Origin of the sequence: Microbacterium sp. JB110 (assembly GCF_003335195.1) — a bacterium.
GTDB lineage: Bacteria > Actinomycetota > Actinomycetes > Actinomycetales > Microbacteriaceae > Microbacterium.
Genome location: NZ_QPGM01000010.1, coordinates 36017 through 60696, shown reverse-complemented (window position 1 = coordinate 60696; position 24680 = coordinate 36017). Strand labels below are relative to the sequence as shown.

Genomic DNA, 24680 nt, shown 5'->3' with positions numbered 1-24680 from the left:
ACACCCTGGCCCACGGCCTCCCGCATGGAAGCGGGCTAGCGTGGGAATCGTGTTCCACATCGTCTTCTACGAGCCCCGGATTCCTCCGAACACCGGCAACGCCATCCGGATGTCGGCCATCGTCGGCAGCACTCTGCACCTGATCGAGCCGCTCGGCTTCGATCTCTCCGATGCGCACCTGCGCAGAGCAGGGCTCGACTACCACGATCTCGCGCACGTCGTGGTCCATCCGGACTTCGATGCGGCGACGGCACACCTCGCGGAGCACGGCTCAGGGCGCATTTACGCGTTCACCGGGCACTCCGAGAATTCCTTCGCCGACGTCGCCTACGAGAAGGGTGACGCACTGCTGTTCGGGCCGGAACCGACGGGCCTGCCCGACCACGTGCTGAACGACGAGCGCGTGACGAGGCAGCTGCGCATCCCGATGCGGCCGGGCGTGCGCTCGATGAACCTCTCGAACTCGGCCGCTGTCGCGGTGTTCGAAGCCTGGCGCCAGCACGGCTACGCGGGAGGCGTGTAGGGCGCCCACCGGTTCCGGCGGCGAGGGGCGTCAGAGCTCCTGCAGATAGCAGAGCATGCGATCCTCCGTGCCTGGCTGGACGTTCACGAACCCGTGCCGCTCGTAGAAGCGCCGTGTATCGGTGTCCGGCTCGTCGACGTTGATGTGGATCTCGCCGCCGCCGCGTTCGCGCACCTCGTCGATCACACGGCGCAGGATCGCGGTTCCGATGCGCTGATCGCGGAGCGCGGGCCGCACGTAGAGCTCGTCGAGCACGGCGATCGGACCGTCGTCGTAGATGGTCGGGCGCAGCGTGATCAGGGCGTAGCCGGTGGGATCGTGCCGTCGGCCCGACAGCACCACGAATCCGTCCGTCCCATCGATGATGCGACGGAAGCGGGGAACCAGTTCGTGCAGTTCAGGACACGGCGAGAAGAACTCGGCGTTGAAGTCGGTCTGCATCCGAGCCGCGGCCTCCGCGTCGGAGGATGACGCCAGCCGTGTCTGCGAGGGTTCCATCCCGGCTCACTCGTTCTGCTGGATGATCTGGATCAGATTTCCGCACGTGTCGTCGAAGACGGCGGTCGTCACCGGCCCCATCGTCGTGGGCTCCTGGGTGAAGCGCACGCCGAGGCCGCGGAGCCTGGTGCACTCAGCCTCGACGTCGTCGACGGCGAACTGCGCGAACGGGATGCCGTCGGCGACGAGAGCCTGTGTGAACGGCGCCACCGCGGGGTGCCCGTTGGGCTCGAGCAGCAGTTCCGTCCCGTCGGGCTCGTCGGCGGAAGTGACTGTCAGCCAGCGATCCTCGCCCACAGGAACATCGTGCTTCGTCACGAACCCGAGGGTGTCGGTGTAGAACTTCAGCGCTTTCGCCTGGTCGTCGACGAAGACGCTCGTCATTGCGATTCTCATGGTTGCTCCTGTTCTTCCGCGGGATCGGGCCGAGCGGTGCCGCGTGGCCTGATGGGCCAGCGGCCGACGATCGGTTCCAGCGGTTCGGTATTGAGATGGTGGAACTTGTAGCGGCCCTCGCGCCGGGTCTCGACGAGCCCCGCCGACTCGAGCACGTCGATGTGCTGCGTGATCGCCTGACGCGAGGAGGCGAGACCGTGGTTCGTGGCGAGGCGCCCGCAGATCTCGAAAAGCGTCTGCCCGTCCCTCTCGGTCAGCTCATCGAGGATGAGCCTGCGAGTCGAGTCGGCCAGCGCCGTGAACACGTCGGCCATGCGACCACAATATGCAAGTAGTGACTTGCATGTCAAGAGAACGCAGGACTGGTGTCGGCGCCGCACGCCAAGCGCTCCGTGCGCGGCGCGGGTGCACGTGCGCCCGCCACGGGGTCAGAACGGGACGTCTGCGGTCGCCGCGTTGGAAGCGGCCAGGGTGGACCAGGCTTGTTTCGCCTTGGCCTTGTTGCCGGTGCGGAGGTCGGCCAAAGCGCGGCGGGCGCGGGCGCGGGCCTGCGCATCCTCAGGCTCCGCCTGACCCCGATGCTCCGCCGGCACCTTGCTCTCCGGCCGGCCCTGATGCCCCGCGGGCTCCTCACGCCCCACGTCCCCGCGTCGGACGTGCTCGTGTCGGATGTGGCGGGCGTCTTCGGCGTCGACGAATCGCACCACCGGTGCCGGCCGGGTCGGGTACTCCATCCCGGCAGGACTCGTCCAGGTCACGTCGCCTCCGGGATGCAATGTCGGGGTCCAGGCAGACTGGTGCTTGAGGACGTGGTGATGGCGACACACGTGCGCGAGGTTCCCGACATCGGTGTCCCCACCGAACGCATAGTCGATGGTGTGGTCGATGTCGGCACCACCTGCGGTGCGGGTGCAGTGCGGGAACCGGCACGTCTCGTCTCGCGCGACCAGGTATCGGCGCTGCTCGGCGGTCGGCTTATACCGGTCCACGGTCAGCAGCGCACCCGTATCGGGGTGGTGGAACAACCGCACCCAATGCGATGCACCCGCTCCTGCCCCGGCGGCTGCGCGCCGTGCGAAGCTCGCGGCCACCGGCCCATACCCGGCCAGATCCGCCGGCTCGTCCTCCAACCTCGCGAGCGTCGCCACCGGGATGGTGACATGCACCTTCGCGACGATCGCATCGAGGATGTTCCGCCCGGTCGGATCCGCGACATGGTGCGCATCCGGGGTGCCCGTGAGGAGCAGATCCGCCGTGATGTCGGCACGGATCTGATCGAACAACCGCTCATCGATGATCGGGTTCCCCTCCGCGTCTACCGCGGCAGAACCTGAAACATCGGCGCCGGTGGCGGTGTCGCTGGAGGCGTCCGAGCTGCGGTTGTCACCCGCAGCGCCGTTGCGGGCCGCCGCGATGCGGCGCGCCATCTGCGTCACACGGTCATGCGCGCCGTGCACCGCGACCGCGTCGGAGACCAGGCACAGCTCCGCCATCCCATCATCAAGGTCCCGCACGAACACGCCCCGCTTCCGCCGAGCCTTCTCATGCCGAGCTTCCAGAGTCTCCGGCTCCAACTCCGCCGCGATCCGCTTCGCGGCCTGCCGCGTGCCCCACACCGTCTTGGCCCGTGCGTGCGGGAGGACGAGGCGCTCGAACTGCGCCCGCAGGTCATCACCTGCCAAACGGGAGCCCTCGGCGATGACGACGGACACACGGTCCGCGTCGATCTCACCTGCGCCGAACGCTGTTTTCACGGCCGGGAACTGGTGCTCCACGCTCCACGCCTCACTCAGATCCGCCTGCACCGCCCGACGACTCTCACGCGACACCGCGGCGATCTCCCCCGTCATCGCCCGCACCGCCGCATCATCCGGCTCCAGCGCTGGCGCCCCATCCCGAGCTCCCACGACAGGGACACCCTCCGCGCGAACCTGCTGCCCCTGCGCCACACGCAGCAGCAACTCAGTCACAACCGCCCGACTGGCCTGCATCTGCGCGATCACCTGATCGATCTGCCGACGCGTCTGCAGCAGACTCGCCGTGGCCTCCGCTTCCCCAGGAGTCGGATCCCACGGCCGCCGCGCGCGCGGCGTGCCTGGCACCGGCGCGCCCGGCACCGCCGCCGCGGGGTCGAGAATCTGCTGGTTGGTCATGACCCCACGATCGCAGTGACCTCCGACATTCCACCCCTGATCGCGGCACCATTCCGACACATCCGAACGACCGTTATGCAACCGAGACACGCCATCCCGGCGCCTCGACGCAGTCGGCCGCGACGGCGCCCTCACAACGGACTCGCATGCCTCGTGCGCCATGCAGGCGCGTCGTCAGGCATCGCCCCGACCTGCGGCGGCCTGCCGGGAGACGTCAAGCTGTTCGCCACGTCCAGTCGCGCAACGGTCCCGAACCTCGATCGACGACATCACAGTGCTCGGAACTCCGACCGCACAGCGTTTCCCTGCAGGGAACTGCTCGCCGCCCTCGCGCGTCCAGCCGACCAGATTCGAGCGGCGAACGATGCCTACAGGATCAGCCCGATCGCCAGCACGACGACGGCGACCAGCGGCACGGTTCCCTGCTTGAGCGCCGCTCCCCTGTGCGCCGACGACGACACGAACAGCACGACCGCCGCGGCGAGCATCGATCCCGTGCCGGCCAGCGTCAGCGTCGCACCGACCGTGAGGAAGCCGAGGAGCGCCACGACCGCGCCGCCGATCGCCAGAAGGGCGAGGAACAGGTTGTAGAAGCCCTGGTTGTACGCGAGCTGCTTCGTGGCACGCGCCGCATCCGCGTCCGCCGTGCCGAACGTCGCCATCGCGCGCGGGCTCTCCCATGCAACGGACTCGAGATAGAAGATGAACACGTGCAACAGTGCGGCAAGAATCGCGACGATGAATCCGGCGATGATCATGATGCTGCCTTTCCTCTGGCCGACGGCCATCGTGGCGTGCTCCCTTGACGGGAGATACTGGCACGAATGGTTCGAGACGCGATAGGCGGCTCGCTGCATTCACGCCGAGCGCCCCCGCCCGGCCCCGTGCGACTCGATCACCGCACGGAACGCCCGAGCCAGAGCGGAACTCACGCGATCGGCGTCCGAGAGGTATCCGTTCACCATCGCGCCGTCCCGCAGCATCATCAGCTCGTCCGCGGCGAGATCCGGAGCATCCGCTCCCGCACCCCTCGCCATGTCCGCCAGCTCAGCTGCGAACCACGCGCGATGGCGATCCACCACGACGCGCACCGGATGAGCCGGGTCCGGATATTCGGCAGCCGCGTTGATGAACGAGCAGCCGCGGAACCCCGGACGACAGGTCTCCGCACCGATCCCCTGCGCCAGCAGCTCGAGCGCCTTGCCCCCGTCGGATCCGACGAACTCGCGAACACCCGTAACAGCCTCGGCTTCGCTGGCCGCCTGCCTTTCGAGATAGGCGACGATGACGTCGACCTTCGTGCGGAAATGGCGATAGAACGTCACTTTCGTCACATCGGCGCGCTCGATGATCCGATCGGCGCTGGTGGCGTGGATGCCGTGCGCATAGAACAGCTCGCTCGCCGCGCTCAGAATACGCTCCCGCGTCACCGCACCACGCGGGCCGGGTCGACGCTCACCGCCGCCCCCCGGATGTTCCGGTGCGGCATCGAAGGTGTGATCCGGCTCGTTCATCATGTCTCCATCTTGCACCGCTCGCGTCACGGTTTGACGTAGGGTTACTAGTTCGTCTACATTAGCAGACACGCGGATCGTATGATCCTCGCCGCGCCCCGATCGCCGGGGCACGCACCCGCCGAGCGGACGGCCTTCGCCGACCCGCTCCTCCGAAAGGGAGAGCACCCATGCCAGACACCCTCTACACCGCGATCGCCACCGCAACCGGAAACGGCCGAGCCGACGGCCGTGCGACCACCGACGATGCACTCCTCGACGTCGAGCTGGCCATCCCCCGCGAGATGGGCGGACCCGGCGGCGCGACGAACCCCGAGCAGCTGTTCGCCGCCGGATGGGCCGCGTGCTTCCATTCCGCGCTCAAGTCCGTCGCCGCCGCACAGAAGGTCCGCTTCACGGATTCTGCTGTCGTTGCCGAGGTCGGGATCGGCTCGCTCGGCGAGGGCCGCTTCGGGCTGTCCGCGGCGCTGCACGCGGAGTTCGGCGGCATCGACCAGGCCACAGCCGACCAGCTCGTCGAGGCCGCCCACGCCGTCTGCCCGTATTCGAACGCCACACGCGGCAACATCGAGGTCACGATCGACGCCACCGTGGCGTGAGTCGGGGCGGACGATAGGTCGAGACGCAGAAGAGGCCCCGCCGGAGCGGGGCCTCTTCTTCACTGTCTCAACACAGTGTGGAGCATAGGGGATTCGAACCCCTGACCTTCTCATTGCGAACGAGACGCGCTACCAACTGCGCCAATGCCCCTGATCAACCTCATATACATTACCAGATCGCCGACGGCGGGCTCGCCATGGGCGATCATCGGGCGGGCCAGGATGACGACGCAACCGGATGTCGCCGCCGACGTCAGCCGGCCGCGCGGCGGGCCAGCAGTGTGCGGACGTGCTGCTCGATCTCGGCGTCGTCAACGTAGCCCATCGCCGCGTATCGGCTCGGCTCCGGAGCCGACGCGGCGGGCGTCGACGCAGGTTCCGCCACGTCAACCGGAACGGACGCCGCGGGCTCCCCGCGACGCGGGGACCGGATCGGCACCGGCTCGGGACGCATACGTTCGGCCTTCTCCCGCAGCGCCTCTTCCTCGGCGGCGCGCAGCAGCTCTTCCCTCGCGGCCTGCGCAGCGGCGACCGAGGCCGCCTGCGAGCCGGCCGTCGTCGACAGCGGTGCGGGAATCCTGCGCGGGGTCCAGCCGCGATCGGCGGCGTTCAGCAGGCGGGACTCGGCGCCGCGTTCGTCACGCTCGACTGCGACCGTGACGGCATCGTTCGCTCCCGAAGCCGACCAGCGCTGCTCGCGATCCGAGGCTCGCCGGGCGACACGCGCCATCCGGCGCAGCGTCAGCACGGCGACGGCGAACACGGCGATGCCGCCTGCTGCGAAGCCCGCCCATGCGCTGAGCGCAGCACCGGCCACGGCGACCCACGCGCCCCATCCGGTGAGTGCGATCCCCGACAGAGCGATCAGGCTCGCCGCGAGGCGAACTCGTCGACGTGCAGTCGCCCGGTCATCGCGCGTCGGGCTGACGGCCGTCGCAGCGTCGCGCTCCTCTGGCTGTTCATACGCCGGTACCCGCTCACGCGTGGCCCTGCGCTCCTCACGAGCCGTGGCGACGCTGCGCGCCTCCAGCCGCTTCTGCGCGTCGGCTTCCCTCGCGTCGGCACGCCGCTGGGCATCGAGCTCGCGCTCTGCCTCGCGCCGATCGAGCTCGGCCTGCGCTGCCTCGAGCCGCTGACGGCGCTCTTCGATATCGGCAAGCTCCCGCTCGCGCTCGAGGCGTGACTGCTCAGCCTCGATCTCTTCGCGCTCGCGCTGCAGCCGCTCGACTTCGGCCTGTGCTCTGCGTGCGGCCTTCTGCTGAGACCGCGCCTGGCGTGCGGTCAGCTCGACCCGCACCTCCTCCGGCGTCTCGCTCGTCTCGGCGAGAACGCGCAGTGCGCGGTTCAGCCGCAATGCGTTGCGCTCCGACGCGTCGTAGCGCGATCGGCGCATGATGCTCGGCAAGAGATACAGCAGCCAGAGCAGCACAGCGACGAGTACGACGACGCCTCCGCCCAGCACCTGTCCTCCCATGCCGCAACGCTAAGCGAGAGCTCTCGTATACCGCGCTCGACGCGCGGACGCCAGGTGAGACTCGCCGTGCTACTGAGGGATGGCCCCCGCGTCGGGCGGCACGCGGCCCTCCACCCAGCGCTTCAGCACGCCGTCCGGAACGTCCTCGCGCACGAGCGCGAACGCATGATGGTCACGCCAATCACCGTCGATGTGGATGTATCTGCGCCGGAATCCCTCGTAGCGGAAGCCCAGCTTCTGCACCACGCGCAGGCTCGCCGCGTTCTCGGGCCTGATGCAGACCTCCATCCGGTGCAGCCCCATATCGAAGAAGCACATGTCGGTTGCCAGCGCCACCGACGCCGGCGTGACGCCGCGCCCCGCAAAACGTTCGCTCACCCAGTAGCCGATCGTCGCCGACTCCAACGAACCGCGGGCGATGCCCCACACGTTCAGCTGACCGGCCACCTCGCCGGCGTACTCCATCACGAGCGGCACGCCGCCGCCTTCGCGGTACTGCTGAAGCAGCCGTCTGATCGACAGGCGCATGTCGAAGGAGATGCCGCCGCGCGGGCTCGTCGCCTCCCACGGCCTCAGCCATGTGCGGTTGGTCAGCAGCTCGTTCTGCAGCGTGCGCGCGTCGCGGGGGCGGACGAGCCGGATGGACACAGGTCCATGGCTGTGCGCCAGCGTCGATTCCATCTGGCTTCCTGCGCCGCGGGCTACAGGCCCGCCGCGAACTCCTTGATCCACGGACGCAGCTCAGGGCCGAGGTCGTCGCGGTCGGCGGCGAGCCTCATGATCGCTTTGATGTAGTCGAGCTTGTCGCCGGTGTCGTAGCGGCGCCCGCGGAAGATCACGCCGTACACGTCGGGCTGCGCGGGATCGGCTGCGACTTCCTTGAGCGCGTCGGTGAGCTGGATCTCGCCGCCCTTGCCAGGCGCGGTGTGCTCGAGCACTCCGAAGATCTCGGGCGTGAGCAGGTAGCGACCGATGATCGCGAGGTTGCTCGGGGCATCCTCCTTCGCCGGCTTCTCTACGAGATCGGTGACCTTCACGACGTCGGGGTCGTCGGTCGCTTCGACCGAAGCGCACCCGTACATCGAGATGCTCTCGGGGTCGACCTCCATCAGCGCGACGACCATGACGCCGCGCTTCTCGTTGACCTCGATCATCTTCGTCAGCAGCGGGTCGCGCTCGTCGATCAGATCGTCGCCGAGCATGACGGCGAACGGCGCATCGCCCACGTGCTGCTTCGCACGGTGGACGGCGTGGCCGAGCCCCTTCGGCTCGCCCTGACGCAGCAGGTGCACGTCGGCGAGGTCGCTCGAGCGCTGCACGTGGCCGAGCCGAGAGTCATCGCCCTTCTCTGTGAGCCTGCCCTCGAGCTCAGGCACCGAGTCGAAGTGGTTCGCGATCGCGTTCTTGTTGCGGCCGATGATCATCAGCACGTCGCGGATACCGGCGGCCACCGCCTCTTCGACGACGTACTGGATGGCCGGCTTGTCGACGACCGGCAGCATCTCCTTCGGCGTTGCCTTCGTCGCGGGCAGGAAACGCGTGCCGAGGCCCGCGACCGGCATCACGGCCTTGATCTTTGCTCGTTCCATGGCCCCACCCTAAGCGATCCCCCGGGCAATCAGCCGGAATGACTTCCCGCGCCGATGCGGCGCCCCGCCTACACTCGTGGCATGGCGGACGAGGCACGGCAGGTGAAGCGGGCGCTGCGCGCGGAGGTGCGCGAGCGCAGACGGACGCTCACACCGGCCCAGCTCGAGCAGGCGGCCGCGGGAATCGCCGAGCAGCTCGAAGCCCTCGTCACCGCTCGCGGCGCATCGAGCGTCTCGTGCTATCTCTCCTCCCCCACCGAACCCGGCACGCGCGGTTTCCTCGCGGCGGGCATGGAACGGGGTCTGCGCATCCTGCTGCCGATCTCGCGCGACGACGGCCTGCTCGATTGGACCGTCGCCGATCCGCGCGGCCGCGAGGTCGACACGGCGGTCGGCGTGCCAGAGGCGGTCGGCGAGGCACTCGGGCCGCTCGCGGTGCGGGACGTCGACCTGATGATCGTCCCTGCCTCCGCCGTCGACGGCGAAGGATGGCGGATGGGCTGGGGCCGCGGCTACTACGACAGGACGCTCGGCTCCTTGACGAACAGGACTCCCAGATACGCGGTGATCTATGATTCGGAGTTGGTGGACGCGGTGCCCCGCGAGGTGCACGATCAACCCGTGACGGGCGTCGTCACCCCCACCCGCACGATCACCTTCGCGCGCTGAGTCCCGACGAGTGAGGTCCCGTTGCCCACATACGCCTACGCCTGCAAGAGCTGCGGCCACGCCTTCGACGCCGTGCAGGCGTTCTCCGAGCCTTCGCTGAAGGAATGCCCCGCGTGCGAGGGCTCCCTGCGCAAGGTCTACGGGTCGATCGGAGTCACCTTCAACGGCTCAGGGTTCTACCGCACTGACTCACGCGGGTCGGCCGGGGCATCTGAGTCCAGTTCCGGCGCGGCATCCGGAGATTCGACCACATCTGCGCCATCATCTGATTCCGGAGCGAAAGCTCCCGCACCGGCGTCTTCCTGACCCGGCGCGCGCACTCGCGCAACTTCGTTGAGTGCCGTTCGGCCGCCCGGCCGACGGGGGAAAGGAATCAGGATGTTCCAGGGCTTCAAAGAGTTCATCATGCGCGGCAGCGTGATCGAGTTGGCCGTTGCCGTCGTCATCGGCGGCGCATTCACCGCGATCGTCAATGCCTTCGTCGAGGCGATCATCAACCCGCTGATCGGCGCATTCGTTCCCGCAGGCGACCTCGCGGCGTGGACGATCACGATTCCCGGCATCGTGACCGACGCGGAGCTGGGCGTCGGCGCCATCATCTCTGCGGCGATCAACTTCATCGCGATCGCGCTCGTGGTGTACTTCGCGCTGGTCATGCCGATGAACAAGCTCGCGGAGCGACGTGCCGCGAAGCAGCCCGTCGAAGACGAGCCGGCAGCCGCGACGCAGGAGGAGCTGCTCGCTGAGATCCGCGACCTGCTCGCCAAGGATCGCGCCTGATCCGACCCGATACGCACACAGCGGGCGCCGCATCCGGATGATCCGGGCGGCGCCCGCTTCGTCGTCGGTGCGCCATGTCGGAGGCGAGGCGTCAGTAGTGGGGCGGGACGTCGGCTCGCAGTCGCTGATCGTTCGCGCCGCGCTCCCCCGTCGCTGTGACGCCCGGCTCGCGCCCGCGCAGAGTCGCCTCCGCGTCGGAGTCGCCGAGCGTGCCTGAGACTCGGGTCAGCCGGGCGCGCCGCGCTCCGGCGACGCGCTCGACGCGCTGTCGCTGCGGGGAGTCGTCCTGGGCCGTCACGCTCCCCAGGATACGCGCTGGTCCACCGAGGTGAGCATGGCCGAGGGTGCGCATATGGCAAGGCGGACGAGGAAGACGGGCTCAGCCCGTCGACGAGGACAACGCCGCCAGATGCGTGCCCTCGGCCAGCGCAGCCGGGTCAGAGGTCCATGGGCTGGGTGTCGCCCTCTGCCTTGTGCGTGTCCCCTGGTACGCCGAGGACTGCGGCGATCCGTCCTGCGACGGCCACCGGATCGCTGTACAGGTCGAAGGCGTGCACGCGCACATAGTGCCAGCCGAGTCGACGCAGCACGTGCGGGCGCAGGCGGAGGGACTCACGCAGCGACTCGCCGCGCGACTCCGGGTCGGACTCGACGACGACGGCCCTGCCCCCGTGCTGCGCGACGAGCGGGAGCAGGCCGCGGTAGTCGACGTCGACGGCGACGCCCACTCGACGCAGCTCGCGCGCCAACACGAGCGTGAGCGGATCGGCGAGATCTTCGAGCCTGGCTTCGCGGTCGTGCGATGACAGCCCGGCAAGGATGCTCATCAACGTCGCTGCGCCGTACTCGAGGCGCCCTTCGTCGAACGCCGACGGCCGGATGCACGACACGATCACCATGGAGCGGCGCGCACGGGTCATGCCGACCGTGAGCAGACGCTCGCCGTCCGGCGTCGACAGCTCGCCGAAGTCGCTGAGCACGCGCCCGTGTTTGGTGAGCCCGTAGCCGAGCGTGAAGATCACGCGGTCACGGCTCTCCGCCACCGCCTCTTCGAGCGTGAGCACCGCGAGCGGCTCGCTGGTGTCACGGGAGACGAAGTCGGCGACATCGCTGCGCCCGGAGAACGCGACGTTGATCGCATGGCGCACCCGGTCGGCGTGGCGCTGGTTCGCGCTGACGACCATCAGCGATTCCCTCGGCCGGTTGATCGCATGCTCGACGACGAGTGAGACGACGCGCGCCACCTCGGCGTCGGGGCTGGAGACCGTGCCGGTCTCCGGGTCCGGCGCGCCGAGGCCGCCCTCGACGTAGTCGACGTTGAGGCTGCCGCGCCCGAGATAGGAGCCAGCCCACGGCAGGGAGACGATCTCGCCGCCGTAGAACGCGTCGTTCACGAGCGCCGAGAGGTCCTCGCCGCCGGCGCGGTAGCTGCGCGTCAGCGTCTCGACCGGGAGGATCTCGGCCAACGACTCGAACAGGCTGGCACCGTCGAACGGCGCCTCCTCATCCGGCCTCACGCCCGGCTGCACCAGGAACGGCGTCGGCTTCTGCGTCACCGGATCGCCGATCGCGACGACCTGGCGGGCACGCCTGATCGCCGGCGCCGACTCTGCAACGCTGATCGCGGCGGCGTCGGCGACGATGACGGCGTCGAAGCTCTCCTCCTGCGGCAGCCGCGGCGCCTCGTAGGGCGAGGCGATCCATACCGGGGCGAGCGTGCGCATCAGTGCCGGAGCACGCGCGGTGAGGGCCGCGACATCGGCTTCGCCCCGAGTGAGCACTCGTTTGAGCGCCTCCGCTTCATCCGGCTCGTCGATGATGCCGATCTTCCACTGCGCGGCGAGCTGCCAGGCCAGAAGCGAGCCTGATGCGGATGCGTGGGCTTCGTCGACCAGGCGGAAGTCGCGCTCGAGTTTGTCGACCACCGACGTGTTCGCACCAAGCAGGGCGCGGTCGGACTGCAGCAGGTGCTCCAGCGCCGACTGCCACCACGCGAACTCGAGTTCCTCCGCCACGCGCCCTTCGTCGACGTGACGAACGGCGAGCTCGTTCAGCAGCGGCTCGAGACCGAGTGCCCCGAGCTTGGTGCGCAGTTCAGCGCGCTCGACGATGTTGTCGAACACCTCGCTCTTGGCGGCGAGTCCACCGAGGGTGCGCACCAGGCGGGTGACCGGCATCGCCGCGAGGCGGGTGCCTCTCGACAGCGCACCGTCGAGGCGCTCCAGGTCTGCGGTGACGCGCTCCCACTGCGACTGCACTTCGGCCAGGCCGATCGGGATCTCAGGCACCGTGCCGACGTCGACGAGATGCTGCCACTGCGTGCGCTGATGCTGAATACGCACCAGGGCCTTGTGCATGTCGCCGACGTGCACGCCGGGGCGCACGTACTCCTTGGCGAGTTTCTTGAGTCGGCGACGGGCCGCTCCGGAGAGCGTCGCCGATTCCCGTCGAGGCATGTGCGCCTTGATCAGATCGGCGAGGGGCCGTTCGAAGACCGTCGGGCTGAAGCGGTCGAGCGAATCCCGGATGCCGCTGAGCAGTCGCAGATACTCGCCGAGTTCGTCGATGGTCGAGAACGGCCGCATCTGCGTCTGCGAGATGAGCTCGTAGCCGCGCTCGAGCAGCTCAGGCACGTCTCCAGCCTGCAGCCGGCCCGCCAGCTCATGCGCGGAGCGGGCCTCCTCGGTCGAGGTGAACGAGACGCCGTACCACGGCGACTCGTCAGGCCCGACTCTGAACTCACCGAGCCTGGCGGCGAGCGTGAGGGTGCGGGCGGCGTCCGTCCTGTCGCCTGAGAGCCTCTCCAATGCGTCCAGGCCGAGCCGCGCACTGGTCGAGGGCGGGTTCGCGAGGGAGGCGAGCCTGGTCAGTCGCCGAGCGGCGTCGAGCGGCGAGACCCTGATGGAGCGGTGCTCGCGCACGAGGGCCCTCCGGTAGTCACGCAGCACGGTGCGCAGGCGCACGAGGGCGTCATCGACATCGGAGACATCGGGTTGGACCGCCTTCTCATTGCGGCCGATCGCCCTGATCAGGTCGCGGCGCAGCGATGTCGGCGCGACCGCCAGCGCGTCCAGGCCCACAGCAGCGAGCCGGTGCCTGATGCCGTCCAGCGTCGAACGGCGCGGGCTCACGACGAGCACGCGCTTGCCCGCCCGCACGAGCGAGCCGACGGCGTTGATGATCGTCTGCGTGCCGCCGGTGCCAGGCAGCGTGTGCACCACGATGGACTGCCCGTCCGTGATGCGCGAGAGCACACGCTCCTGTTCAGCGTCTGCGTCGAGCAGGAGGGTGTCTGAGGCCGGCGAGCGCTCGTCGGGGTGCGGGGTCTCCGGCACGCCGCGGTCTCCGCGCAGAGACTGCAGTGCGCCGTCGTGCCCCGAGAGCGCGTCGACGACGGGATGATCGAGCTCCGACAGGTCGCTGGCCATCGCACGGCCCACGTCGGCGAAGGTCGACACAATCAGCCGCGGACGCACGCTGAACGTGGCGATGTCTCGCGTCACCGTTCTGAGGTGGTCGATGACGGGCTGCGGCTTGAAGACTCCGTCGGAGTGCGCGAGCGCGGCGAGCTGCGCCCCGTCGAGCTCGATCCCGTACTGCTCGCGCAGCGCTCGGACGAGCTCGGGATTGACGGAGAAGCCCCCGTGCAGCTTCAGCTCGAAAGTGGTGTGGTGCCGGCGGATGCCGAGCGGACGCAGCAGCACCGGCGCGGTGAATCGCTCCCCTGCCGTGGTCCAGGTGGCCACCCCGACCGCCAGTCGCACCGCGTCGATGGCCCTGACGTTGCGCAGCTCGACGTGCTTCGCCGTGATCTTCTCTGCGGCCAGCCTGGCCGTGCGCATCGCGACCTCATCACGGAACAGATTCGACAGCAGCGTCGAACGACCCGTGATGAACTGCGGGAGGCTGGCTGGGTGGGCCGTTGTGACGTCGATCGCGGCATCGGCATCGTCTGCGAAATGCAGCAGAGGCGACGGCCCTCCGAGCGCTGCGGCTGCGGCGCGCAGCCGGTCGCGTTCGGAGTCGGCGGCGTGCACGACCTCGACACCGGGTTCCGCGACACCCAGGTCGGTCGGGTTCGCGGTCGCCGCGGGATCGGGATCCGCGGCGTCGTCATCTGCACGCCACACGCTGTCAGGGTATGCACCCGCCGCCCCCACCGGGCGTGCATCCTCGGAGTTTCGCGGGATTGCCGGTGAGTTCACATCGATCGGTGCCGGAACCACCCCCATGATGGGTCCATGATCCCGCTGTCGTCCTACCGCTCGTGCATCGTCGAGACGCCGATCGGCGCCGCGGTGCTCGCCTTCTCCGATGTCGGCCTCGTCGCGCTCGCTGTCGGGTCGCCGGACGCCGCCGCCGAACGTCTCGCACGCGATCACGGAGTCATCTGCGACGCCGACCCGTCGCGCACCGACGAGGTGTCCGGCCAGTTCGACGAGTACTTCGCCGGACAGCGGCGAGTGTTCGACTTCGAGCTCGATTGGCGACTGACGCACGGCTTCGCCCGCGACGCTCTGCGCGCAGTGTGTCAGATCCCCTACGGCGAAACCGCGTCCTACGGGGAGGTCGCCGCCGTTGCCGGTCGCCCACGCGCCGCACGGGCCGTCGGAACGGCATGTCGTACGACGCCGTTCTCCCTCGTCGTGCCTGTGCACCGAGTCGTCCGCGCGGACGGCTCGCTCGGAGAATACGGCGGCAACGAGGAAGCGAAGCGCTATCTGATCGAGCTGGAACTCGAGAACGCACAGTGAACGCAGTGCCGAATGCCCGAAACGACAGGAACGGCGAATGACCGATCTCGTCACCGGAGAAGACGGACTGGCCCGCCCCCTGTGGGCGTCGAAAGATGAACTGCTCCGCGATTACTACGACACTGAATGGGGCGTTCCTGTGCGAGACGAGCGCGGTGTCTTCGAACGTCTCAGCCTCGAGGCATTCCAATCCGGATTGTCGTGGGCGACCATTCTGCGCAAGCGACCGGCATTTCGAACGGCATTCTCGGGATTCGATCCGGACGCCGTGTCCGAATTCGATGGTCCTGATATCGAACGACTCCTCGCGGACAGCGGAATCGTCAGAAACAGGGCAAAGATCCTGGCCACGATCGACAACGCCTCGGCCACCGTCGCACTGCGCGCGGACGGCGGTCTGGCGGAGCTGGTGTGGAGCCACCGCCCCGATCGGACGCCCGCGCCGGCAACAGCCGGCGAGGTGCCGTCGTCGTCGCCGGAATCGATCGCTCTCGCAGAAGACCTGCGTGGGCGCGGGTTCCGCTTTGTGGGGCCCACGACGATGTTCGCGCTGATGGAGGCGATCGGAATCGTCGACACCCATTTACTGGGAAGTCATCGCCGCGGTTCGAGTGGTGTTTGGGAGGGACGGGAGTAACCGTCGTCATCTGCGGCTTGCGAAACACCTTATCGAGGCGCTGAGAACACCGAAGGTGAATAGCGCGGTCCGTGCAGGGGTGTTATTGTTCCGACATGGCTCGAAAAATTGTGCATCAGCTTGTTGACGACCTTGACGGCACCGTTCTCGAACCCGGAGAGGGCGAAAGCGTGATCTTCGCCGTCGACGGAAAGAGCTACGAGATCGACCTGACCGAAAAGCACGCGAACGACCTTCGCGACGCGCTCGCGCCGTACATTTCGGCCGGCCGTCGCGCGGCGGGCGCCGCACCGAAGGCGCAGCGCCGACGCGGCTCCAACTCCCGCGACCTCGGCGCCGTCCGTGCGTGGGCGAAGGAGAACGGCTACACCGTCTCCGACCGCGGCCGCGTTCCGGCGACGATCCTCGAGGCGTACGACGCCGCGAACTGACCGAGGCGATGCGTGAGGCCCGGCCGGAATTCGTTCCGGCCGGGCCTCACGCACTGCAATGGGGCTCTTCACATCCAGGGTGCAGTCGGGGCCTGAATCCGCCGGACTCGAGCAGGGATCTGGCGATGTAGTTGGTCAGGTTGCGGAAGCCCAGGGCCGAGCCGCGCAGGTGCTCCAGGCGTCCGTTGAATCTCCTATGTTTGTCAAGCGGTGAGTTGGGCGCGGGCTGCGGTGGTGAGGTGGCGGTAGATCTCGCGGGCGAGGTAGCGCTTCAGGCAGCGGCGAATTTCGCGGAGGGTGCGTCCTTCAGCGGTGCGGCGCTCGACGTAGGCGCGAGTTCTTGGGTCCATGCGCATGCGAGTGACGATGGCCATGTGGAGGGCGCGGTTCAGACGGCGGTCACCGCCGCGGTTGATGCGGTGCCGCACGGTGTTGCCCGAGGACGCGGGGATTGGGCTGGCGCCGGCGAGGCTGGCGAACGCAGCCTCGGATCTGATCCGACCCAGATGCGACCAGGACGTCAACGCGACGGCGGCGGTGACCGGGCCGATGCCGGGCTGGTCGAGCAGGCCACCAGCGGGGCTCTGGCGAACAAGGTCTGTGATGCGCTTGGTGATGTCCTTGAGCTCCTTGTCGAGCGCAGCGACCCGTTTAGCGAGCCTGGTGGCCTCGCCGCGCGCGGTCGCTGTGGCGAGGGCTTCATGGCGGGCCCGCCATGCGGCAGTTGCGTCGATTTGGGCCTGGGTGAGCGGGCGGCGAGCGTCGATGCCGAGGTCGACGACGCGCAGCAGCGCGGTGAGCGCGTTGATCGTCGCGGTGCGCTCGGTGCTCATGTGGTCGCGGGAGGCGAGCAGCACCTTGACTGCCGCGCGGACGCCGTCGTCAGCGCGCGGTTCGCGCAGCTGCGTCTCGTGCAGCGGGAGGGCTGCGGCAGCGATACGGCGTGCATCGAGCGGGTCAGACTTGCCGATCGTGCGGTTCGCGCGGGCGTTTATCCGCGGAGCCTCGACGACCGTGTATCCGGTGTCCGCGGCTACTGCGCGCAGACGAGCACCGTAGGTACCGGTGCCCTCGATCACCCAGAGCACAGTGACGTCACCGCCAGTGCGGCGCCCGGCCCACGACACGGCCCGAGACAGGCCTGCGGCGGTGGCTGGAAACTGGGCCTCATCAACGATCTCGCCGGTCGGGCAAGCGAGAATTGAGACGGCGTGGTTGCGGGCGTGGGTGTCCACGCCGATGACGAACGGACGAGCATGCGCGACGATAGCCATGGCGATCGACGCTCCTCTCCTGAGACGGACATGGTCACGGTCGCTGAACGGCCGGCGCCGGTCCGGGAAGAGGTCACTTCGGGGCGAATCTGTGATGGGCCACGACCGGAGGGTCGGGCAGTCTCCTGATGAGGTCACCGAGGTGGGCCGGACGGCGCCGGCCGCGCCGCACCGAGCGGACAATTCAACGGGAAGACACCGCAAGCTGCGGGCCAATTGCTTCGAGAGTCACACCCGGTTCGACACGACCGGTATCCATCCTGACCAGCCGATCCCAGATCAGCCAGAGCCAGACTCACAGATCGCTTCGGTCGGCCCGTTGCTCGTCTCTGGGCGGTCGAAGTAGGCAAGCACGTCGTCGGCACGCTGCTTCAGAGTCCGCCCGAGAGTGACGAGTTCGCTCAACAAGGGCGGCACGCCGTGACTGACGGACTCGATCAACTTGACCATCAGCTCACGACCGTGGGCACGGTCGGGTTCGCGGTACGCGGTGATCATTCGCTGGTAGATCCCCCAGGTTGCCTCGACCTGGACGTGCTCGTCGCTGTCGAACAGGGCGGTGAGCTGGTCCTTCTGCTTGTCACTACGGAGATCGGCACCGGTGTATAGGGTCCGGCTGGCGCGGTAGAGCGGGTCGTCCTTCCTGCCCCGGTGGCCGTGGGTGATTTGCTGGATCCGTCGCCGGCACCGGTCCAGCGCGTTGCCGGCCAGGCGGACCACGTGGAACGGGTCCATCACCGTTGTCGCGTCGGGCAGTTCCTCGGTACTGGCGGTCTTGAAGCCGGTGAACCCGTCCATCGCGAGGACCTCGACTCCGTCGCGCGATGCTTTCGGGCGCTCGCTGAGCCAGGTCTTGAACGCCTGCTTTGAGCGGCCCTCGATCATGTCGAGCAGGCGAGCTGGGCCGGTGCCGTTGCGGATGCCGGTCAGGTCGATGATCACTGTGACGCACTTGTCGCCACGCCTGGTGTGACGCCAGACGTGCTCGTCGACGCCGAGGATCCGGACCCCGTCGAAGCGGGTGACGTCGTCGATCAGGACCCGCTTGCCCTCGGCGAGCACGGCGTCGTTGGCGGTGTTCCAGGCGATCCCGAGGCTCTCGGCGACGCGGGCGACGGTGAGGTGCTGGACCATCAGAGCTTCCAGCGCCCACCTCAGCAGCTTCGCTCGCGGTTCGGCGGCGAGGGTCGTGTCTTGGCGCCACACGTGCGAACAGCCGGCGCACCGATAGCGACGGATCGTGACCGCTAACGTGGTGGGCCGCCAGCCGAGCGGTTCGTGGGCGAGTCGTCGGATCACGGTGTCACGCACGGCCCCCTGGCCACCGCAGCGTCGGCACCAGTTGTCGGGTTCGACTACCCGGCAGGCGAGCACAGCACGGTTGGGTTCGAGTCGCTGGCCGGTCACCTCGAGGCCAAGTTCGTCGAGACGGCAGAACGTGATCAGATCAGCGGGTGCGAACCCAGTAGGGCTCGCTGCGACGGTAGCGTCGGGCACCTTGGAGTCTCTTCGATGAGCGGTGTGAGAACCCGCCGCTGCCGATCGCCTCTCCTTACGCCCGGGCGGAACGACCAGAAGGGGACGGGCCCGGGCCCGCGGGCGGCCCACTTGGTGGGCCCGTCTCTTCTCAGCGGGTGGGCCAGCTGACTTTCTCGTCAGTCAACCGGTGATCTGGGCTCCGTCCGCGAGGTCGGTGGACCGGCTGAGCTCGGCCCAAGCTGTGATCTCGTCGTCGATGGTCTTTCGTCCGTTGACCACGAGGCGAAGCGCATCCGATCCCAACACGAGATGCGCGGGGGGATTGGGTGCTTCGATGATCGTGAGTATCGCCTGGCCAGCCTTCCGGGGGTCGCCCAATTGGTTGCCGTGCGCGGCTTGGCGGTTGGCCCGTATCGGGTTCATGAGCTCGTCGTAGTCCGGGAGTGACCGCTCACTGCGGACCATGGATCGGCCGGCCCAGTCGGTGCGGAATGAGCCAGGCGCCACTGCGGTGACATGAATCCCCAGGCCGGCAACCTCCTTGCCGAGCGTCTCCAAGATCGCCTCGAGCGCGTACTTGCTGCCGCAGTAGTACGACAGCCCAGGAACGGTCATCAGGCCACCCATCGAGGTGACGCCAATAATGTGCCCGCGGCGGCGCTGTCGCATGTACGGCAGGATAGCCTGGATAGTGGCCACGGCGCCGAAGACATTGACGTCGAACTGTCGGCGGAGCTCCGACATGGGCGACTCCTCAAGGACGCCTTCGTGGCCGTAGCCGGCGTTGGCGATCGCCACATCGATCGCTCCGAGATCGCGCTCGACGCCATCAACGGCGCGTTGCACTGCGTCGTCATCAGTCACATCGACAAGAACGGCTCGGGCTCGTCGCGGGTCCAGGGCCTCGAACGCCTCCGCGTCCTCGGACCGACGAACAGTGCCTACAACGGTGTGCCCCGCCTCCAGGGCGGTTTCGGCGAAGGCCAGCCCGAATCCGGAGCTGACACCAGTGATGAAGAACAACTTCGGTGATTGATTCATACGACCTAATCTACATGGTGTTGATAATAATCAACACCATGTAGATTCCCGACTGGTCGGGGTATACCCTGGTCGGGTGTCCCCTTACATTTACGACGAGCGCGGTCGCCGCGTTCTAGCGCCAACCAAGGGGGAGCTGCGCGAGCGGGCAATCCTCGACGAAGCCGAGAAGCAACTTCGCGAGGCCGGACCGGATGCAATGACCGTCGAGTCGATCGCCAACGCGGCCGGCATCAACCGCGCAACCTTGTATTTCTACTTCCGATCCAAGAACGACGTGCTGGCAGCCCTGATACAACGCGTGGTCAACGAGCTGACCTCAGGTGTCGCCACCAGCGACCGCGCTACTGGCTCGGCGGGCGCGGTCGCGATCACCGAGGCCATCCGACGCACAGCGCTCTTGTGGAGGACACACGGCGCAGTCTTGCGGGCAGCAGCGGACCTCACACCAAGCGTGGAAACAGTCGCCGACCTGTGGAACCAAGCACGCACCGAGATCGAGCACAGCTCCCTAGCCATCGTCTCCTCCGAAACGGCCAACGACGACGAACTGGAGCACCGACTCCCGGCGGTGATCCGCGCCTTGGTCGCGATGACCGAGCGCGAGTTCTACACCACCTTCGCCAGGGACGAGGACCCCCACCAGTCAGTCGACGCACTCAGCCTGATCTGGACACGTGCGCTCGGCCTCACCTGACCGAGGACGACACTCCATTCCGTCTCTACACCCTGGATTGTGAAGAGCCAAGAATGCCGACGACGACGACAGCGACGACAACGGCAATCGAGAAACGAGACGGATCAGTTGATCTGCAGGTCCGCCCACTCCTGAATGAGAGTCACCAGCGCGGTCGTTTCGTTTTCGCTCAGGTGACTCGGGACATCGTGCACCTCGCCAGCGGCGACAATGATCTTATGCTCACTCTTCGGGCTCACCCGCACTGCCGCGGCGTCCACCTGAGAGCGCGGAGTACTTACGGGTTCCTCCATAAGGTCGCGTGATCGCACGTTGCGGTCGGTGAGCATGAGGCCATACACACCGGCCAGCGTGCCATCACTGAACGAAGCGAGAACTTGCTCGCCCTCATCTAGCGGCATCTTCTTAGCAAACTTCGAGAAGTGCTTGGCGTGCTTCTTATCGTCGAAATACTTCACCTCAGACCCCAGCCCAAGCTCCTTCACACGCCCGCGAATGTCACTCGAGGAGGGCGGCGGTTCGTCAGCTACCTCAGCGCCGGTGCTCGTAAGCGTCTCGAGAATCATTGTTATCGCGCTCACAAGCAGCTGACTGAACCATTCAGCGTCCTCGACGTCAACAAGCGACGCGGCACCCTCCCAGTCGTAGCTTTCGATCGCCGCCGAAGCGATGGTGGAGGCAGATCCCGCGATACCGGTCGGCCCGACATAGAGCGGGTACTGCCGCTCCTCACCCTTGCTGAACACGAGATCAATGGTGTCCTTCACGATGAGTCGCCGATCAGTGACCAAGAATCCCTGCGATTCCCGCTTACTCGTGAATCTCGTTGCCACGTCGTAACCGATCCAGATGATCGGCAATTCGTCGTCGCCCGCAGGCGACACAAGCATCATCTGCTCAATCGCCCGCCAGAGTACCGCGTCGCTGTCTTCCCAAGTTGGGTGTTGGTATCCCGGCACGAACACGAAGTTTTGAATGTCGGTCTGCTCCGCCGCGAGTCCTGAAGCTCTCGCCGTCAGCAAGGTCAGGAGGTCTCTTCGCGGCGGAGTCAGGGACGACGCATATCTCTCGAGAGTCATGGGGCCATATTAGCTAGCCATCTCCTACCTGCGTTTCTTCACCAAGGAACAAGCCGAGAACGGCGGCAAAGACGAAGGCTTCTCCAACCCCGCGCAACGGGCAGCGAACCAGAAGAAGGCCGACTGAACCGCCCTGGGCTTCGTTCCGTTCCTTTGTCGAGAGGACGGGAACATGCCCGCGAAGCCCACGACTGGTCAGTCGAACGAGCAGCCGGCCCAAACGAGTTCGACGTCCCAACCCCGAGCATGTGCCTGCAGGTTGGAACGTCGAACTTCAAGTGCCCCCGAATGGATTCGAACCATCGACACCCGCTTTAGGAGAGCGGTGCTCTATCCCCTGAGCTACGGAGGCCCGCCCTCAGCCTACCGTGCGAGCGCGCAGGGTTCACATCAGGCAGCCAGGGCGAGGTAGGGCTCCCAGCGCGGATCGCCCCGCTCAGTGCCCCGCACAGTCCATGCCCCTCCTCGCGGCGCCTGCGGGCTGAACCTCAGGTGCCAGCCCATCTCCTTCGGCGTGCGGTCGCTCTTGAGGTTGTTGCAGCGCAGGCAGCAGGCGACGAGGTTGGTCCAGGTGTCGCCTCCCCCGCGCGAGCGCGGCATCACGTGGTCGATGGTCGACGCCGACTTTCCGCAGTACGCGCATCGGCTGCCGTCGCGGCGCAGGACTCCGCGTCTGGTCACCGGGACTCTGCGGGCCTGCGGGACCCGCACGTATCGGGACAGGATGATCACGGCGGGACGGTCGAAGACCGTGTTCGCCCCCCAGACGGGGTCGCCGTCGATCCGTTCGATGACGCTCGCCTTGTCGTTCATCACGAGAACCAGCGCCCGCTTGAACGACACGACGGCGAGCGGCTCATATCCGGCGTTGAGTACCAGAGTGCGCATACGTTTTCCCTTCGATGGGTCCCGGACGGCTTCCGGGCTCTCGAACCATCGCCACCACTTGTGAAGGCAGGGGGTGCGGGTACGAAAAAGGGCACTGCCTCACAGACAGCGCCCTGTGCGCGCGGATGACCCGCGCATCGTGTGCACACGATGCCGTAAGACGTAACGACCGAGAGCATCCGTGGTGCGGATGCGAGGTATTCGGCTCACGACATCTCCCTTCGCGTTCTTCGCGGCAACGGCTACAGCGTAACGCACGCGACACGCCCGGGCGGCAACACTCGGGTGAACTCACGGAGACGAACACAGAAAAAGCGGCGCCCGTCTCCCTGAGGAGACGGGCGCCGCTTGAGCGTCGGTTACAGCCCGAAGTACGGGACCGGATCGACCACTGCGCCGTTGATGTGGTATTCGAAGTGCAGGTGAGCGCCGTATGAACGGCCCGTGTTGCCCACGGCGCCGATCGCCTGACCTGCCGACACCTGCTGACCTGCGGCGACCTGGCGGCTGCCGTAGGTCATGTGACCGTAGAGGGTCTCCGTGCCGTCGCCATGCTGGATCTTCACTGCGACGCCGTAGCCGAAGTAGCCCTCGGACGAGACTGTGACCGTGCCGGACTTCGCCGCATAGATCGGCGTGCCGCCCGGGGCGACCATGTCGGCACCCGCGTGGCCGCCGCCGACGGTGCGGCTGATGTAGTAGGAACCGGCAGGCAGCGGATTCACTGCGCCGCCGACCGGCTCGACCGAGGAATCGCCGATATCAGCCGGCGTGCTCGTGCCAGAGGACGCCGTACTGGCGGCCTTCTCAGCCGCGGCGGCCTTGGCCGCGCGCTTCGCTGCCTCCGCCGCTTTCTGCTCCTCGATCTCCTCGGGAGTAGTCGCGGCGTAGTTCGACACCTCGAGGTCGTCGGCCTTCACACCTTCGCCGACGGACAGCGTCTGTGCGTTCTGCTCGGCCAGCTCGTGCGCCGAAGGGTTGTCGGACTGCTCCGCACTGCCGCTGGTCGCCGCGTACGCGGGAATCGCCACGCCGGCGAGGAGCGCGAGCACCGCGCCCACCGTCGCCAACGAACGCACGGGATGCACAGTCGACTGGGGCTTCTTGGCGCCTGCGCGGAACTCACGCTCCGCACGGCGCATGTCGCGCCGCGAGATCGCGGAAGCACCGTTCGAGAGGGTCTCTGACTCAGCGGCGTCGGGTGCGCCTGCTGACGAATCGGTGTGGGTCAAAAGCTCTTCCTCCGTCACCTCGCGCCCAGGGGCGCCGACTCGTCAACACTGGTTCGGGGTCAGTGCGGCCTGCGAGAAGGACGAGCCGGAGAGGCGCTTGCCCGCAGGTGTCGGCGTGCGAAACACGCGCCGACGCACCTACGCTACGCGAAGATAACGAAAAAGTCACGGCAGAGTCACGAATCGACCCGCATCGGGTCGTTTCGCTCCTAGCGCGGTGCGACGAGGAAGACATGCGAGGCGATCTCGGCTGGCAGTTCGAGCGCCTCGTCGCGGTCGTTCATCTCGACGAGGACGTATCCCTCGCTGTAGCGGAACTGCCCTGTCGAGCCGGGCACGACGCCCGCGCCTCGCAGCTGCTCGAGCAGCTCCGGATCGACCTGCGCAGGCTCGGCGAGTCGGCGCACGGTTCCCGTGATCGGCTCGCCCGCCGCGTCGAGGGCCTTGACGAGCCCCACGACGCCCTCGTCGAACTCACCGCCGGCGTCGCCGCCGATCGCGTCGAGCCCCGGGATCGGGTTGCCGTACGGCGACTCGGAGGGGTGGCCGAGCAGCTCGACGAGCCGACGCTCGACCTGCTCGCTCATCACGTGCTCCCAGCGGCAGGCCTCTTCGTGCACGAACGCCCAGTCGAGCCCGATCACATCGGAGAGCAGCCGCTCGGCGAGGCGGTGCTTGCGCATCACGTCGACGGCCTTCTGACGGCCGGCCGCGCTCAGCTCCAGGCGCCGATCGTCTCCGACGTGCACCAACCCGTCGCGCTCCATCCTGCCGATCGTCTGCGACACAGTGGGACCGGAATGCCCGAGGCGCTCCGAGATCCGCGCGCGCAGGGGAAGGATGTTCTCCTCCTCGAGCTCGAGGATGGTGCGCAGGTACATCTCCGTCGTATCGATCAGATCGGTCATCGAGGCCTCCGTATCGGTGTTAGGCAAGCCTACCTCGACCGGGTGCGTGTACGGGTCCGCGAGCG

At 67.5% G+C, this 24680-nt stretch carries 26 protein-coding genes, 2 tRNA genes and 1 pseudogene; 9 read left to right on the top strand and 20 right to left on the bottom strand.

Annotated elements, in window-relative coordinates:
• Nucleotides 1-49 precede the first annotated feature (49 nt).
• Entirely contained in the window at nucleotides 50-523 is a 474-nt protein-coding gene (locus tag CIK77_RS15740; RefSeq protein WP_087054023.1) for a tRNA (cytidine(34)-2'-O)-methyltransferase, read from the top strand.
• Nucleotides 524-553: 30 nt separating this feature from the next.
• On the opposite strand, the gene CIK77_RS15735 is transcribed toward CIK77_RS15740, so the two are convergent.
• From CIK77_RS15735 to CIK77_RS15710, 6 genes are all read right to left on the bottom strand, one after another.
• On the bottom strand, nucleotides 554-1021 hold the full coding sequence (locus CIK77_RS15735) for a GNAT family N-acetyltransferase (RefSeq protein WP_087053912.1): 468 nt from the start codon (nucleotides 1019-1021) through the stop codon (nucleotides 554-556).
• A gap of 6 nt (nucleotides 1022-1027) precedes the next feature.
• The gene (locus CIK77_RS15730) at nucleotides 1028-1417 is read right to left on the bottom strand and encodes a VOC family protein (protein WP_087053913.1); all 390 of its coding nucleotides are present in this window, start codon (nucleotides 1415-1417) and stop codon (nucleotides 1028-1030) included.
• Nucleotides 1414-1731, bottom strand: coding sequence for an ArsR/SmtB family transcription factor (locus CIK77_RS15725; RefSeq protein WP_087053914.1), 318 nt, complete (start codon nucleotides 1729-1731; stop codon nucleotides 1414-1416). The genes CIK77_RS15730 and CIK77_RS15725 overlap by 4 nt, the downstream gene beginning before the upstream one ends.
• Nucleotides 1732-1845: 114 nt before the next feature.
• Entirely contained in the window at nucleotides 1846-3570 is a 1725-nt protein-coding gene (locus CIK77_RS15720; RefSeq protein ID WP_181861427.1) for an HNH endonuclease signature motif containing protein, read from the bottom strand.
• Between the two features lie 368 nt (nucleotides 3571-3938).
• A complete protein-coding gene (locus CIK77_RS15715; RefSeq protein WP_087054024.1) occupies nucleotides 3939-4328 on the bottom strand; it encodes a DUF1304 domain-containing protein in 390 nt (129 codons plus the stop codon).
• Between the two features lie 99 nt (nucleotides 4329-4427).
• Nucleotides 4428-5087, bottom strand: a complete 660-nt coding sequence (locus tag CIK77_RS15710; RefSeq protein WP_249268479.1) for a TetR/AcrR family transcriptional regulator — start codon at nucleotides 5085-5087, stop codon at nucleotides 4428-4430.
• Nucleotides 5088-5254: 167 nt separating this feature from the next.
• On the opposite strand from CIK77_RS15710, the gene CIK77_RS15705 reads away from it, so the two are divergent.
• On the top strand, nucleotides 5255-5683 hold the full coding sequence (locus tag CIK77_RS15705) for an organic hydroperoxide resistance protein (protein WP_087053916.1): 429 nt from the start codon (nucleotides 5255-5257) through the stop codon (nucleotides 5681-5683).
• Between the two features lie 78 nt (nucleotides 5684-5761).
• On the opposite strand, the gene CIK77_RS15700 is transcribed toward CIK77_RS15705, so the two are convergent.
• The 4 genes from CIK77_RS15700 to galU form a co-directional block, all read right to left on the bottom strand.
• Nucleotides 5762-5834 (bottom strand) — tRNA-Ala (locus CIK77_RS15700).
• Nucleotides 5835-5936: 102 nt separating this feature from the next.
• A complete protein-coding gene (locus CIK77_RS15695; protein ID WP_087053917.1) occupies nucleotides 5937-7157 on the bottom strand; it encodes a hypothetical protein in 1221 nt (406 codons plus the stop codon).
• A 69-nt stretch (nucleotides 7158-7226) separates the two neighbouring features.
• Nucleotides 7227-7838, bottom strand: a complete 612-nt coding sequence (locus tag CIK77_RS15690) for a GNAT family N-acetyltransferase (RefSeq protein ID WP_087053918.1) — start codon at nucleotides 7836-7838, stop codon at nucleotides 7227-7229.
• Nucleotides 7839-7858: 20 nt separating this feature from the next.
• The gene (gene galU / locus CIK77_RS15685; protein WP_087053919.1) at nucleotides 7859-8746 is read right to left on the bottom strand and encodes a UTP--glucose-1-phosphate uridylyltransferase GalU; all 888 of its coding nucleotides are present in this window, start codon (nucleotides 8744-8746) and stop codon (nucleotides 7859-7861) included.
• Between the two features lie 81 nt (nucleotides 8747-8827).
• Between galU and CIK77_RS15680 the strand changes: the two genes are divergently transcribed.
• The 3 genes from CIK77_RS15680 (at nucleotide 8828) to mscL (ending at nucleotide 10195) form a co-directional block, all read left to right on the top strand.
• Nucleotides 8828-9415, top strand: a complete 588-nt coding sequence (locus CIK77_RS15680; protein ID WP_087053920.1) for a 5-formyltetrahydrofolate cyclo-ligase — start codon at nucleotides 8828-8830, stop codon at nucleotides 9413-9415.
• 21 nt (nucleotides 9416-9436) lie between these two features.
• A complete protein-coding gene (locus tag CIK77_RS15675) occupies nucleotides 9437-9721 on the top strand; it encodes an FmdB family zinc ribbon protein (protein WP_087053921.1) in 285 nt (94 codons plus the stop codon).
• A gap of 72 nt (nucleotides 9722-9793) precedes the next feature.
• Nucleotides 9794-10195 (top strand): large conductance mechanosensitive channel protein MscL, encoded by a 402-nt coding sequence (gene mscL, locus CIK77_RS15670; protein ID WP_087053922.1) that lies wholly within the window; start codon nucleotides 9794-9796, stop codon nucleotides 10193-10195.
• A gap of 91 nt (nucleotides 10196-10286) precedes the next feature.
• On the opposite strand, the gene CIK77_RS15665 is transcribed toward mscL, so the two are convergent.
• Nucleotides 10287-10493 carry a hypothetical protein gene (locus CIK77_RS15665; RefSeq protein WP_087053923.1) on the bottom strand — a complete coding sequence of 69 codons (207 nt, stop codon included), beginning with the start codon at nucleotides 10491-10493 and terminating at the stop codon, nucleotides 10287-10289.
• A gap of 139 nt (nucleotides 10494-10632) precedes the next feature.
• The gene (locus CIK77_RS15660; protein ID WP_087054026.1) at nucleotides 10633-14325 is read right to left on the bottom strand and encodes an ATP-binding protein; all 3693 of its coding nucleotides are present in this window, start codon (nucleotides 14323-14325) and stop codon (nucleotides 10633-10635) included.
• Between the two features lie 111 nt (nucleotides 14326-14436).
• Here CIK77_RS15660 and CIK77_RS15655 point away from each other — a divergent pair, with 111 nt between their 5' ends.
• From CIK77_RS15655 to CIK77_RS15645, 3 genes are all read left to right on the top strand, one after another.
• Entirely contained in the window at nucleotides 14437-14949 is a 513-nt protein-coding gene (locus tag CIK77_RS15655; protein WP_087053924.1) for a methylated-DNA--[protein]-cysteine S-methyltransferase, read from the top strand.
• A gap of 37 nt (nucleotides 14950-14986) precedes the next feature.
• On the top strand, nucleotides 14987-15586 hold the full coding sequence (locus CIK77_RS15650; RefSeq protein ID WP_087053925.1) for a DNA-3-methyladenine glycosylase I: 600 nt from the start codon (nucleotides 14987-14989) through the stop codon (nucleotides 15584-15586).
• Nucleotides 15587-15681: 95 nt separating this feature from the next.
• Nucleotides 15682-16017 (top strand): histone-like nucleoid-structuring protein Lsr2, encoded by a 336-nt coding sequence (locus CIK77_RS15645; RefSeq protein ID WP_087053926.1) that lies wholly within the window; start codon nucleotides 15682-15684, stop codon nucleotides 16015-16017.
• A gap of 203 nt (nucleotides 16018-16220) precedes the next feature.
• On the opposite strand, the gene CIK77_RS15635 is transcribed toward CIK77_RS15645, so the two are convergent.
• The 3 genes and pseudogenes from CIK77_RS15635 to CIK77_RS15625 form a co-directional block, all read right to left on the bottom strand.
• Nucleotides 16221-17291, bottom strand: coding sequence for an IS110 family transposase (locus CIK77_RS15635; RefSeq protein WP_087053927.1), 1071 nt, complete (start codon nucleotides 17289-17291; stop codon nucleotides 16221-16223).
• 300 nt (nucleotides 17292-17591) lie between these two features.
• Nucleotides 17592-18788: pseudogene (locus CIK77_RS15630) on the bottom strand (ISL3 family transposase); the annotation flags it as partial.
• Between the two features lie 162 nt (nucleotides 18789-18950).
• Nucleotides 18951-19793: an oxidoreductase gene (locus CIK77_RS15625; protein WP_258861485.1), complete on the bottom strand. Its 843-nt coding sequence runs from the start codon at nucleotides 19791-19793 to the stop codon at nucleotides 18951-18953.
• Between the two features lie 94 nt (nucleotides 19794-19887).
• Here CIK77_RS15625 and CIK77_RS15620 point away from each other — a divergent pair, with 94 nt between their 5' ends.
• Complete coding sequence (locus CIK77_RS15620; protein ID WP_170934041.1) at nucleotides 19888-20508, top strand: TetR/AcrR family transcriptional regulator; 621 nt, start codon at nucleotides 19888-19890, stop codon at nucleotides 20506-20508.
• A 104-nt stretch (nucleotides 20509-20612) separates the two neighbouring features.
• Here CIK77_RS15620 and CIK77_RS15615 read toward each other — a convergent pair whose 3' ends face one another.
• The 5 genes from CIK77_RS15615 to CIK77_RS15595 all read right to left on the bottom strand — a co-directional run bounded on the left by CIK77_RS15615 (nucleotide 20613) and on the right by CIK77_RS15595 (nucleotide 24615).
• A complete protein-coding gene (locus tag CIK77_RS15615; RefSeq protein WP_087053930.1) occupies nucleotides 20613-21587 on the bottom strand; it encodes a hypothetical protein in 975 nt (324 codons plus the stop codon).
• A 279-nt stretch (nucleotides 21588-21866) separates the two neighbouring features.
• Nucleotides 21867-21939 (bottom strand) — tRNA-Arg (locus CIK77_RS15610).
• A gap of 38 nt (nucleotides 21940-21977) precedes the next feature.
• A complete protein-coding gene (locus tag CIK77_RS15605) occupies nucleotides 21978-22475 on the bottom strand; it encodes an HNH endonuclease (RefSeq protein ID WP_087053931.1) in 498 nt (165 codons plus the stop codon).
• A 359-nt stretch (nucleotides 22476-22834) separates the two neighbouring features.
• Entirely contained in the window at nucleotides 22835-23707 is an 873-nt protein-coding gene (locus tag CIK77_RS15600) for a M23 family metallopeptidase (protein ID WP_249268480.1), read from the bottom strand.
• A 209-nt stretch (nucleotides 23708-23916) separates the two neighbouring features.
• A complete protein-coding gene (locus CIK77_RS15595) occupies nucleotides 23917-24615 on the bottom strand; it encodes a metal-dependent transcriptional regulator (protein ID WP_087053932.1) in 699 nt (232 codons plus the stop codon).
• Between the last annotated feature and the right edge of the window lie 65 nt (nucleotides 24616-24680).